Source organism: Actinophytocola sp., from assembly GCF_045807065.1.
Classification (GTDB): domain Bacteria; phylum Actinomycetota; class Actinomycetes; order Mycobacteriales; family Pseudonocardiaceae; genus Actinophytocola.
In genome coordinates, this window is sequence record NZ_JBJMIE010000359.1 from 1 (window position 1) to 12723 (window position 12723).

Genomic DNA, 12723 nt, shown 5'->3' on the forward strand with positions numbered 1-12723 from the left:
CACTGCGCGCTGGCCGACATCCAGCGGTGGTCACCGGTGCCGGCCGGCACGCCGCTGTTCGACAACCTCTTCAGCTACGAGAACTTCCGCTCGGGGGACACCACGGCCGCCGGTCGGATCGAGCTGCGGGCCGTGCCGGCGTCGTTCGGGCAGACCGGCCTGCCGCTGGTCGTCGAGCTCACCGAGCACGACCGGGTCGAGGTGACGGTGAGCTACGACCGTTCGCGGTTCGACGAGGCGGGGTGCGCGCGGCTCGTCGACCAGTTCGCTCAGGTGGTGCGCGGCATGGTCGAGGCGCCGGGGGCGCCGCTGCGCGAGTTCCTCGCGCGGATCCCGGCCGTCCCCGGCCCGCGACCCGACGGCGAACAGCCGGCGGAGCGGCAGGTCGGTGCCCGTAGCGACACCGAGCGGGTGCTCGCCGAGGTGTGGACGCGGGTGCTCGACGTCGAGCGGATCGGTGTGCACGACGACTTCTTCGAGGCCGGCGGCAACTCCGTCCTGATCTTCCAGATGGTCAGGCTGGCGCAGCAGGCCGGTGTCGGCGTCACCGTGCGCCAGGCGCTGCGGCACCCGACCATCGCCGAGCTGGCCGCGGCCGTCGTCCCGGGTGAGCCGGTGCGAGCCGCTGAAGCGGCGGCGGGCGAGATCCCGCTGCCGCCCACCCTGCGGCGGTTCGTGGAGCCGGCCGCCGACCTCGACCGCCACACCTCATCGCTGCTGCTGACCTGGCGGCGCCCACCCGATCCCGACCTGCTGGAGCGGGCGCTGCGTGCCGTGGTGGCCCACCACGACGGGCCACGACTACGACTGTCCGCGGCCGACAGCGGTGGACGGCTGACCGTGGCCGAGCCGACCGACGCCCCGGTCCTGCGAGTGGTCGAGACAGACAGTGCCGCCGAGACGGAGAGCGCCGCCGAGGCGGTGGCCGGCCGGCTCGAGGCGAGCCTGAGCCTGTCCCGTGGACCACTGCTGCGTGCCGCGCTGTTCCTCGGCCCGCCCGCGCGGCTGCTGGTCGTGGCGCACCGGGTCGCGGCGGACCCGACGTCCTGGTCGATCCTGCTCGACGACCTCGCGACGGCCTACCGGCAGCTCGACCGGGGCGCGCAGATCACCCTGCCCCCGGTCGGCACGCACTACCGGGACTGGGCGCGACGGCTGGCCGAGTACGCCGACACGACGATGTTCGCCGAACAGAGCGCCTTCTGGCGGGCACCACGGCCGCGACCGGCCGCGGTGCCCGTCGACCGGCCCGACGCCCGCGTTACCGAGGACGCACGTCGAGTGGTCGAGACGGCGCTACCGGCCGCACTGACCGAGACGCTGCTGCACGGCGCGCCCACCGTGTTCGGCGCCCGGATGGACGAGGTGCTGCTGTCCGCCGTGGTCGCGGCGCTGGCCCGGTGGACCGGTAGCCGGGACGTCGTGGTGGACCTGGAGAACCACGGCCGGGAGCCGCTGACCGACGACATGGACCTGAGCCGGACGGTCGGCCGGCTCAGCGTGGTCCACCCCCTGCACATCCACCTGCCAGGACCCCACGACCCGGTCCGCCGGGTGACCGCGGTACGCGAGCAGGTGCGGGCCGTGCCACAGCGCGGAATCGGCCACGGGCCGGCCGGCCACCGCGACGAGCCCGGCGCGCAGGTCTCGTTCACCTTCCACGCGCGGGGATTCGGCCGGCTGGATCTGGGCCCGGCTCCGCTGTTCGAGGCGACCACGGAGATCCCCGGCACCCGCGGCGGCCCGCGGCCGCACCTGCTCGCGATCGACGCCGGGGTGAGCGCGGGTCGGGCGAGGATCCGCTGGGCCTACTCGGCCGAGCTGCACGACACCGAGACCGTCGAGCGGCTGGCCGCGGACTGCCTCGAGGAGCTGCGGGCGCTGGCCGGACGGTGCGGCCAGGGTGTCGCGGCCCCCGGCGGTGACCTCGGCCGGCGGCTCGCGGAACGGGTGTTCCCGCACGCCCCCGCGCTCATCGTGCCGATGGCCCGGCACCGCGTACCCGGTGCGGGCGTGGCGCTCATCGTCGGCGGCGAGCTGCGGGCGGCCTGGGGTGAAGGGGTCACCGGCGGCGAGCACTGCGGCCCGGTCGGGCCGAGCACGCTGTTCCAGATCGGCTCGGCGAGCAAGCACCTGACGACCGTCGGCGTGCTCCGGCTGGTGCAGGAGGGCCTGCTGGACCTCGACGAGAACGTGGCCCGGTACCTCACCTCCTGGCGGCTGCCCGACGGCGAGCCGGTCACGCTGCGCCAACTGCTCGGCCACACCGCCGGCCTGTGGTCGACCCGCCTCGTCAGGCAGCCCCGCGGCACGGTCCCGGACCTGCGGCCGGCACTCGACGGCGTGCTGCGTGACCGGCCGCCCGGGACGGGCTGGCGCTACACCGGCGCCGGCTTCGCGGTGGTCGAGCAGGTCGTCACCGACGCCACCGGCAGGCCGTTCCCCGAGGTCATGCGCTCGCTGGTGATCGACCCGCTCGGCCTGGCGGACAGCGGGTACGAGCACGACTTCGCCGAGTCCAGGCTGGACGCGGTGGCGTTCGGGCACAACGAGGACGGCGAGCCGTTCCCGGGCGGCTGGCTGGTGGCGGCGGACGTCGGGTCCAGCGGGCTGTGGACCTCGGCACGCGACCTGGCCACGCTGGAGCTGGCCGTTCTCCGCGCGGCGACCGGCGTCGAGACCGGGTTCCTCGCCCGCGAGCTCGCCACGTGCATGGTCACACCGGCGGCGAACGGGCAGTACGGCCTCGGCACCACCGCCAGCCGCGGACCCGACGCGCACTGGTTCGGCCATCCCGGCGACCGCCACGGCTACCAGGCGTTCAGCGCGGTGGACCTCAACAGCGGTGCCGGCCTCGTGGTGCTGGCCAACACCGCGGGAGAGGCACCGATGCTGGCCGACCTGATCAGCGAGCTCGGCCTGGACATCCACTACCGGCTACGAGAGAGGGGCCTGGCATGACACGGCCCGACGCGCCGACCCGTTCGCCGTGGTTCCCGTTCCGCGCGAAGCAGGGCGATGCCGAGATCCGGCTCTTCTGCCTGCCGCCCGCGGCCGGTGCCGCGTCGGGGTACCGGTCATGGACGACCCGGCTGGCACCTCGGGTGGAGGTGGTCCCGGTGCAGCTTCCCGGACGGGAGAGCAGGTTCGTCGAGGATCCCCTGACCTCGGCCGGCGAGCTGGTCGCCCGGCTCGTCGACGCCGTCGGGCCCGAGACCGGTGCGCGGTACGCGGTGTTCGGGCACAGCATGGGCGCGTTGCTCGCCTACGACCTCGCGTGTGCGCTCGCGGCCGCCGGCCGGCCGCCGGCGCATCTGGTCGTGTCCGCCCACGTGCCGGCGCACCTGATGGCGCTCAAACCGCGACCGACCCACGTCGCCCGGATGTCCGACGAGGAACTGCGGGACTACCTGGCGGGCAACGGCGGCCTGGCCGGCGAGCTGCTGCGGGACGAGGAGGTGCTGGCGATCCTGCTCCCGCTGCTGCGTGCCGACCTGTCCGTCTGCGAGTCCTACCGCTGGACGCCACGCCCACCACTGGAGGTCCCGATCACCGCGCTGGGCGGGGAACACGACCCGAACGCCCCCGGCGCACTGCTGCGGCGGTGGTCCGAGCTGACCAGCGCGGGCTTCCGGTGCCGGTTGCTGCCCGGCGGCCACCACTACCTGTACGACGACCCGGCCGCCGCGGCCGGCGCGGTGTCCGAGACCCTGCTCGACCCGCCGGAGCCGAGCCGATGAGTCCGGTCCGCGGCGGGGTGTTCGCCGACGTGGTGGAGACGCAGCGGATTCCGACGCTGGTCCGGCTGGCGCCCAACCTCTACGCGCTCACCTACCGGCTGATGAAGATGGTGCCGGCGCGGCACATCCTGCGCCGCGCCGCGGCGTCGGGCCGGCTCGATCGCGGCACCACGGTGGTGGAGACGACCTCGGGGACCTTCGGTCTCGCCCTTGCCATGCAGTGCGCGATCGACGGTCGCGACCTCGTCCTGGTCGGCGACCCGGTGATCGACGCGCGACTGCACCGCCAGCTCGCGGACCTGGGCGCCATGGTCGAGATCGTGCACCACCGGGCGGCCGTCGGCGGGTACCAGGCGACCCGGCTCGCCAGGCTCGCCGAGATCCAGGCCGAGCTGCCGAACACGTTCTGCCCGGAGCAGTACGCCAACCCGGACAACCCGGCGTCCTACGCGATGGTCGCCGAACTGCTCACCGACCGGCTCGGGCAGATCGACTGCCTCGTCGGCCCGGTCGGCTCCGGCGGTTCGATGTGCGGCACGACCAGGTACCTCCGCCAGTCGAACCCCGACCTGGTGTCGGTCGGCATCGACGCCCACCGCAGCGTGCTGTTCGGCCAGCCCGACGGGCCGCGCGTGCTGCGCGGGCTCGGCAACAGCCTGCGGCCGGGCAACCTCGACCACACCCAGTTCGACGAGGTGCACTGGGTGACCGAGGCCGACGTGTTCCACGCCACCCGCCGGCTGCACCAGGCCCACGCCCTGTTCATGGGGCCGACCAGCGGCGCGTCCTACCTCGTCGGTTCCTGGTGGGCCGGTGCGCACCCGGACGCGCTGACGGTGATCGTGCTGCCGGACGAGGGATACCGCTACCACGACACGGTCTACGACGACGCCTGGCTGGCCGGGTACGGCCGGGAAACGCCGCCGGCACCCCGAACCGTGCGCGGACCGGGCGAGGCGGACCGGAGTTGGTGCCGCCTGGCGTGGCGGCGACGGTCACTCGCCGAGGTCACGGCGGGCAGCCATCTCATCGAGGCGTCGGGATGACCGCGGTGAACTCCCCGCGGGCCGGCACCGGCCGGCTGTCCCGAGGGCTCGGCGGGCGGGCGCACCGGGTCGTGTTCGGCGCGAACGCCGACGCCGCCATCGACCTCGAACTGCCCCACATCACGGTGGTCGACGAAGCCCACCTGGTGATGCTCGCCGAGCGGCGGCTGCTCGACGCGGGCGCGGCGGCCCGGTTGCTCACCGAGATCCACAGGTTGCGCGCGGCCGGGTTCGCGCCACTGCGCGGCCGGCCCGCGCCACGCGGGGTCTACCTGCTCTACGAGGACCACCTGATCGAGGCGCTGGGCATGCGGGTCGGCGGCGTCCTGCACACCGGGCGCTCCCGCAACGACCTCAAGGCGACGACGCACCACCTGCGCCTGCGTGACCTGGCCATCGCGGCGCTGGGTGCGTTGCTGCGGTTGCAGGCGTTGCTGCTCAGCCGCGCCAGGCGGTTCCGGACGGTCGTGATGCCGGTCTACAGCCAGTTCCAGCCCGCCACGCCGGGCAGCTACGGCCACTACCTGCTCGGCGTCGGCGAGTCGCTCGACCGGGACGTCCTGGGCCTGCGCCAGGCGTGCGCGGGCCTGGCGCAGTGCCCGCTCGGCGCGGCGAGCGGTGGGGGCACGGACGTGGCCATCGACCCGGCACGCACCGCGGCCCTGCTCGGGTTCACCGTCCCCGTGGGGCACGCCGGTTACGCGGTCGCATCCCGCGACACCGCGGTCCGGCTGCTGTCGGCCTGCGTGCTGGCCGGCCTGACCCTGTCGCGCCTGGCCACCGACCTGCAGCTGTGGAGCACGCCCGAGTTCGGCCTCGTCGGCTTCCCGGACAGCCTGGTCGGTTCGAGCTCGGCGATGCCGCAGAAACGCAACCCGTTCCTGTTGGAGCACATCAAGGGCGGCGCCGGCGCGCTCATCGGCGCGTGGACGGCGGCCGTGGCGAACACCAAGAACGTGCCGTTCGGCAACTCCGTCGAGGTGACCACGGAGGCGGTCGCCTCGGTCTGGCCCGCCATCGACCGGTTCACCGAGCTGACCGAGCTGGCCATCTCCGTCGCCGCCGGCGCCCGGCCGTGCCAGGACGCCATGCTGCGCGGCGCCGACGAGGGGTTCACCGTGGCCACCGCGGTCGCGAACCGCCTGATGGCACAGGGAGTGCCGTTCCGCGCCGCCCACCGCGTGGTCGGCAGCCTGGTCACCGAGCTGATCACCGAGGGCGTCCGCGCACCGTCCGAAGTGGACATCGACGCCACCGGCGAGCGGCTCGGCGTCCTGCTCCGGTCGGCGGAGGTGAGCACGCGGGTGGAGCTGACCGGCGCGGACCTCGACCCGGTCGCGGTGCTGGCCGCCACCGACTTCGGCGGCGGCCCGGGACCGAGGTCGTTCGCCGCCGCGCACGACCGGCTCGCCGCGGCCTGGCGGGATCACGCGCGCGCGGTGGCCGCGTGGTCGGACCGGTTGGCGGCGGCCGAGACCGAGCGGAACGACGCGGTACGCCGCTGGGGTGGTGCCCCATGACCGGACCGTGGTTCGTCCTGGTGGAGAGCAACACCACCGGCACCGGCCGGGACTTCGCGGAGGCGGCCCGGCGGCACGGGCTGCGGCCGGTGCTGCTGGCCCGCTCGCCCGCACGGTATCCCTACGCCGCCGAGCTGGGCCTGGACGTCCACGAGACGGACACCGCGAGTGCCGCGTCGGTGACGGCGGTCTGCCGGCGGCTGCTGGCGGCGGGACTCGCCGGCATCACCAGCAGCAGCGAGTACTTCATGCACACCGCCGCGTCGGTCGCCGCCGAGCTGGGCCTGCCGGGACCCGACGCGGCGGCCGTCGCGCGGTGCCGGGACAAGGCGACCCAACGGGAGTGGCTCTCCGCGCGTGCCGTGCCGGTGCCCGACTTCCTGGTGTGCCGGAGCAGCGCGCTGGCACACGAGGCCGCCCGGGCCATGGCGGTGCCGGTGGTGGTCAAACCCGTGGCCGGGTCCGGCTCCGAGGGCGTGCGCGCCTGCGCCGACCCGGACACCGCCGCCGACTGGGCCGGCCGTCTGCTGGCCGGCGACACCACCGGCAAGGTGTTGGTGGAGCGCGAGATCAGCGGACCCGAGTACTCCGCGGAGGTCGTCGACGGCGAGGTCGCCGGCGTCACCGCCAAGCATCTGGGCGCCCGGCCGTACTTCGTGGAGACCGGGCACGACTTCCCCGCCCCGGTGGCCGCGCGGGTGGCGGAGCGACTCGCCGCCGTGGCTCGCGACGCGGTGCGCGCGCTCGGGCTCGTGACCGGTCCGGCGCACGTGGAACTGCGGCTCTCCGACAGGGGCGAGATGTATGTCATCGAGGTCAACCCCCGGCTCGCTGGCGGGCTCATCCCCCGGCTGGTCCGCTACGCCACCGGGCGGGACCTGGTCGGTGAGGTGGTGGCCGGCCTGTCCGGGCGGCCGGTCCGTCCGGCGGGCGGCGTCGACCGCCACGCGTCGATCCGGTTCCTCGTGCCGTCGCGGTCCGGTGTCGTCCGCGAGGTGACCGGTCTCGACCTGGCTCGCGCGCTGCCCGGCGTGGTCGAGCTGAGCTGTGCGGTGACCGCCGGCCTGCCGATCCGCATCGAGAACTCCTTCACCGACCGCAAGGGCTACGTGATCGGGGTCAGCGGCGACGCCGAAACCGCCGGCGAGATCGCCGACCGGGCCGTCGCGGGGATCGCCATCGAGTACCGACAACCCGGGAGTGGTCGCCGTGATCGAACTACGCAGTGACACCTTCACCCGGCCCACGAGGGAGATGCTCGACGCCATGGTCACCGCGCCACTCGGCGACGACGTCTACGGCGAGGACCCGACCGTGCGGCTGCTCGAGGAGAAGGCGGCGGAGGAGCTGGGCAAGCAGGCCGCGTGCCTGATGCCCAGCGGCACGATGGCCAACCTGGCCGCGCTCACCGCACACGCCCCGAGGGGCAGCCGGGTCCTGGTCGGCCGCGACTCCGACATCTACGCCTACGAGGCACACGGCGTCTCGGTCTGCAGCGGGGTCGCGCTGGACCCGGTCGCCGTCGACGACCTCGGCCGGCCGAGCCTGGCGGACCTGGCGGCGGCGCTGCCGCCGGACCGGGACGACCCGCAGTTCTCGCTGCCCGCCGCGGTGTGCGTGGAGAACACCGCGAACCGGGCCGGCGGCGTTCCCCTCGCACCACCCGACCTGGCCGACATCGCCGAGTTCGCCCGGCGCAACCGGCTGGCGGTGCACATGGACGGCGCCCGGATCTTCAACGCCGCGGTGGCGCTGCGGGTCCCCGCCCGGGAGTTGGCGCGGCACGCCGACTCGGTGCAGTTCTGCCTGTCCAAGGGGTTGTCGGCGCCGATCGGCTCGGTCGTGGCCGGCCAGGCCGAGTTCATCGGGCGAGTGCGCCGGGTGCGCAAGATGCTGGGTGGCGGCATGCGCCAGGCCGGCGTGATCGCCGCGGCCGGGATCGTCGCGCTGGACACCATGGTCGACCGGCTGGCCGAGGACCACGCGCATGCCCGGCTGCTGGCCGAGGGGCTGAACGGGATCGAGGGCATCAGCGCCGACCCGGCTCGGGTGCGCACCAACATCGTCATGTGGTCGGTGGACGAGCCCGGGCCGCCGCACGCGACGCTCATCGCCATGGCCGTGCGGCGTGGTGTCCGGCTCGCCGAGCTGGGCAAGGGACAGCTTCGCGCGGTGACCCACCGGGAGATCTCCCGCGACGACATCGACCGCGCGGTGCACATCATCGGCGCCGTCGTACACGCCTGGCGGAAGGAACTGTCGTCATGAACGCAGCTCGCGGAGCGAGTCATCGCTATCCAGGACACCACCACGACCGCGGAGGGTGGCCGCGCAGCGGAACCCGCGGCGCGTTCCGGTGCCACGGAGCGGGCGAGGTGGTGGCATGAGCACGTTCGCGCCGGCGCACCTCGAGTCCCGCGCCGTGACGCTGCCGGACCGGGTGCGACGCTGGCTCACCGACGTCGGCCGGGACTGCGACGCGACCCTGGCCGACGTCCTGCTCGCGGTCTTCCAGGTGCTCGCCGGGCGGTGGTCGGGTCCCCGCGACCTGACGGTCATCGGCTCGGTCCCCGGTGCCGCGCTCGTACTGCCCGCCGGGCTCTCGGGTGCGGTCCGGTTCGACGCACTCGTGCGGCAGGTGCACCAGGCGCCCGCCCGCCCGACCCGCACCGACGACGCGCTGCTGTTCACCCCCACACCGGACGGCGGCCGGTTCGACTACCGGCCCGAGGTCGTCGGCCCGGACCTGGTCGAGTCGCTGGCGCAGGGGTGTCGGCGACTCGGCGAACAGGTCGCGGCCGACCCCTCGGTACGGCTCGCCGACCTCGACGTGCTCGGCCCGCGACTGCGCCACGAGCTGCTGCACGAGCGCAACGACACCGCGACGAGCCACGCGTTCGCCGAGGACTGCCTGCACCACCTGCTGGAACGGCAGGCGGACCGGTGCCCGGACGAGATCGCGGTGACCTGTGGCCCCGACCGGCTCAGCTACCGCGAGCTGGACACGGCGGCGAACCGGCTGGCCCACCACCTGACCGCGCTCGGGGTCGGGCCGGACGTCGCGGTGTGCGTCCTGCTGGACCGGTCGATCGACCTGCTGATCGGCCTGCTCGGCGTGCTCAAGGCAGGCGGCTGCTACGTGCCGCTCGAACCGTCCTATCCCGCCTCCCGGCTGGCGTTCATGGCCGCCGAGACGGCCGCGCCGGTGCTGCTCACCCGTTCGGACCTGGCCGGCCGGGTGCCGGCCAGGTCCGAGTGGACGGTGGTCGAGGTGGACACCGACCGGGAGCGCATCGGCCGGCTGCCCGCGCACCGGCCGCGCAGCGCCGTCACACCGGACAACCTGGCCTACGTCATCTACACGTCCGGTTCCACCGGCACACCGAAGGGCGTGATGGCACTGCACCGCGGCGTCGTGCACTACCTCGCCTGGTGCGGCTGGAGATACCGGGCGCACGAGGGCACCGGGGCGCCCGTGCACTCACCGGTGTCCTTCGACCTCACGGTGACCGGGCTGTTCCTGCCGCTGGCCTACGGCCACACGGTCACCCTGGTCCCGGAGGACGAACATCCCGTCGTCGGCCTCGCCGACCGGTTGGCCGCCGCCGCCGACTTCACGTTCGTCAAGCTGACTCCCGGCCACCTGCCCCTGCTGGCGCAGTGCCTGTCGGAGGCCACCGAGACCGCCGCGGCCGGGGCTCGCTGGCTGGTCGTCGGCGGCGAGCAGCTCACCACCGGGCAGCTGGCGTTCTGGCGGGAGCACGCCCCGCATGTGATGGTGGCCAACGAGTACGGCCACACCGAGACATCGGTGGCCTGTGTGATGGAGTGCCGGCCGGTCGGCGAGCTGAGCGCGTCGCCGGTCTCGATCGGACGTCCGTTCTGGAACACCCAGCTGTACGTGGTCGACGACGAGCTCTGCCTCCTGCCACCCGGGGTGCCCGGCGAGTGTCTGACCGGGGGCGTCGGCGTGACGCGGGGTTACTGGAACCGCCCGGCACTCACCGCCGAGAAGTTCATCCCCAACCCGTTCGGCACGGGCCGTGTCTATCGCAGCGGCGATGTCGTCAGGTACCTGCCCGACGGGCGGCTGGAGTTCGTCGCGAGGGTCGACCGGCAGCTCAAGGTGCGTGGCTTCCGGGTCGAACCGGGCGAGATCGAGACGAGAATCATGGCGTATCCGGGGGTTCGGCAGGCGGTGGTGGCCCTGTGCCGGGACCGCCGCGGGACGCCGCGGCTCACCGCGTACCTCGAGTCCGCGCGCCCGGTGTCCACGAAGGAGCTGGGTGCCTTCGTGCGGGCGCTGCTGCCGGAGTACATGGTGCCGGAGCGGGTGATCACGCTCGACGCGTTCCCGCTCACCCCCAACGGCAAGATCGACCACAGCAGGCTGTCCAGCCTCGACCCGGTGAGGTAGATGGGACGATGGAAGCGAGTGCACCCACCAGAACCGACGCGCGTCGGCGGCGTGTGCGGCTGACGCCGCTGCGCTCGGTCCCGGTCGGCTTCACCGGCCGGCGGGCCGCCGAGGGGCCGATGACCCTCGGCCAGCTCAACATCCTGCAGTGGTTGAGCGTGGCGCCCAAGCACGTCTTCGCGACCGTCTCCGGTGAGCTCGAGGTGTCCGACGGGATGTCGGTCGAGGACATGGCCGAGATCGTCGCCGCACTGCTCGGCAGGCACGAGGGGCTGCGCACCACGTACGTGGACGGCGCGCGCCCGCGCCAGGTGGTCCCCGCCACCGGCGTGCTCGTGCTCGACGTCTGCTCGCTCGGCGAGGGACGGTGGGGCGCGGCGGACCGGCCCGCCGTCGCCGAGGCGCTCGTCCGGTGGCTGCGCGCCAAGGGGACGCCGCGCATGGCGGACTTCCCGGTGCGGGTGGCCGTGGCCGTGGCCGACAGGCGGGGTGACGGGCGGGTCATCGCCTGCGCCGCCGAGTTCTCCCACATGGCGGTGGACCACCAGGGGTTGGAGATCGTGAAGGGCGAGTTCGTCGAGATGGTCCGCGACCGGTCCGCGCGGCGCCTCGGTGAACCGCGCCACCAGCCCCTGGACCAAGCCGGGCTGGAGGCCACGCCCGCCGCCCGGCGCCAGGCGGCGGCGACGCTGTGTTACTGGCAGGACCAGCTGGAGCGGATGCCCCGGCACCTCTACAGCGCGCCGGGTGGCGAGTCGAGCGGCGAGTCGCTGTCGGTGGAGCTGTCGTCCGTGGCCGCCGCGATGGCGGTGCGCTGGGTGGCGGCACGCACCCGGGCCAGCCGGTCGAGCATCGTCCTCGCCGCGATCTGTGCCGTGCTCGCGCAGCGCACCGGCTACCAGGAGCTGGTGTTCCCCCTGCTGTCGAGCAACCGCTTCGAACGCCACCTGTCGCGGTATGTCGGCACGCTGGCCCAGGGCTGCGTCGCCACCGTCGACGTCCGCACGGGAAGCTTCGACGCGCTGGTCAAGCAGGCCTGGACCTCGGTCATCGAGGCGTGCCGCCACGGCAGGTACGACGCGTTCGAGCGCGTGGCGGTCGGCGAGCGGATCGAACACGAACGGGGTCTCTGCTTCTCGTACGAGCCGTTGTTCAACAGCCTCGTGGCCGAGTCCTGGTCGGCGTTCAACGCACACGTCGAACGCCGCCTGGAGCAGGTGAGCGCCGCGCTCCGCCAGACCGAGCTCCGCTGGCGACCGGTGCCGAACTTCCCGGCGTCGGTCAGGTTCAGCCTCAACCAGATCGAGGGCGCGGTCCGACTGGACCTGTGGAGCGCGGACGCCGACGCGGTACCCCGCGCCGAGATGGAGTCGCTGCTGCTCGCCGTCGAACGCCTGCTCGTGGCCGCGGCGCACAGCGACCTCACCCCCGGCCAGGTTCGCGAGGTGATCGACCTCGCCCCCATCTCCCGCGGACCGAACTGGACCCTGGTCGACTCCTGCTGGGTCGACCTCGCCGAGGTACAGCGCCTCCTCGACGACGCACTCGCGCCGGCGACAGCCCACCTCTTCCCCTCCGTCGGCGGCCAACCCCTGGTCGCCTACCTGGTCGCGACCGACGACGTCCGCACCCCGGAACAGGCCCATGCCCGGTGCATGGCCGCCCTCCCCGACCACCCCACCGCCCTCGCCCCACGCCACTACGTGCTGTGCGAAGCGACACCACACGACCCGGCCGACCTCACCGCCTGGCACGCGGTCCAGAGCGCCGGCACCGGCCGCTGAGGAGGTGGGCGCTGCCGTCGAGGCGGGCCCGCTACCGGATGCGTGTCGTGCGCATCATCTTCAGGCCGGAGAAGGGCGTGGCCTTGGCGACGTACGCGGTGGCCAGGATGTCGTTGATGTTGACGTTGCCGGAGTCGATGCGCGCGGCCACGGCCCGCGCCGCGTCCAGGTCCCCGCCCCAGACGGAGGCGTTGAGGCCGTAGTCGGTGTCGTTGG

Annotated in this window: 9 protein-coding genes; 8 read left to right on the forward strand and 1 reads right to left on the reverse strand. The window is 73.8% G+C overall.

The window, feature by feature from the left end; all coding sequences use genetic code 11:
* The 8 genes from ACJ73U_RS20905 to ACJ73U_RS20940 form a co-directional block, all read left to right on the forward strand.
* On the forward strand, positions 1-2961 hold a 2961-nt coding region (locus tag ACJ73U_RS20905), incomplete at its 5' end, for a serine hydrolase (RefSeq protein WP_407779350.1).
* On the forward strand, positions 2958-3740 hold the full coding sequence (locus ACJ73U_RS20910) for a thioesterase II family protein (protein ID WP_407779351.1): 783 nt from the start codon (positions 2958-2960) through the stop codon (positions 3738-3740). The genes ACJ73U_RS20905 and ACJ73U_RS20910, both read left to right, overlap by 4 nt.
* A complete protein-coding gene (locus ACJ73U_RS20915; protein WP_407779352.1) occupies positions 3737-4786 on the forward strand; it encodes a pyridoxal-phosphate dependent enzyme in 1050 nt (349 codons plus the stop codon). The genes ACJ73U_RS20910 and ACJ73U_RS20915 overlap by 4 nt, the downstream gene beginning before the upstream one ends.
* Positions 4783-6306 carry a lyase family protein gene (locus ACJ73U_RS20920; RefSeq protein ID WP_407779353.1) on the forward strand — a complete coding sequence of 508 codons (1524 nt, stop codon included), beginning with the start codon at positions 4783-4785 and terminating at the stop codon, positions 6304-6306. The genes ACJ73U_RS20915 and ACJ73U_RS20920 overlap by 4 nt, the downstream gene beginning before the upstream one ends.
* Positions 6303-7535, forward strand: a complete 1233-nt coding sequence (locus ACJ73U_RS20925; RefSeq protein ID WP_407779354.1) for an ATP-grasp domain-containing protein — start codon at positions 6303-6305, stop codon at positions 7533-7535. The genes ACJ73U_RS20920 and ACJ73U_RS20925 overlap by 4 nt, the downstream gene beginning before the upstream one ends.
* Positions 7516-8574, forward strand: a complete 1059-nt coding sequence (locus tag ACJ73U_RS20930) for a GntG family PLP-dependent aldolase (RefSeq protein ID WP_407779355.1) — start codon at positions 7516-7518, stop codon at positions 8572-8574. Before ACJ73U_RS20925 ends, ACJ73U_RS20930 begins: the two co-directional genes overlap by 20 nt.
* Positions 8575-8689: 115 nt before the next feature.
* Positions 8690-10723, forward strand: a complete 2034-nt coding sequence (locus tag ACJ73U_RS20935) for a non-ribosomal peptide synthetase (RefSeq protein ID WP_407779356.1) — start codon at positions 8690-8692, stop codon at positions 10721-10723.
* Between the two features lie 8 nt (positions 10724-10731).
* A complete protein-coding gene (locus ACJ73U_RS20940) occupies positions 10732-12507 on the forward strand; it encodes a condensation domain-containing protein (RefSeq protein WP_407779357.1) in 1776 nt (591 codons plus the stop codon).
* Between the two features lie 31 nt (positions 12508-12538).
* Here ACJ73U_RS20940 and ACJ73U_RS20945 read toward each other — a convergent pair.
* Positions 12539-12723 (reverse strand): aldehyde dehydrogenase family protein (locus ACJ73U_RS20945; RefSeq protein ID WP_407779358.1); only part of this gene is annotated, 185 nt, incomplete at its 5' end.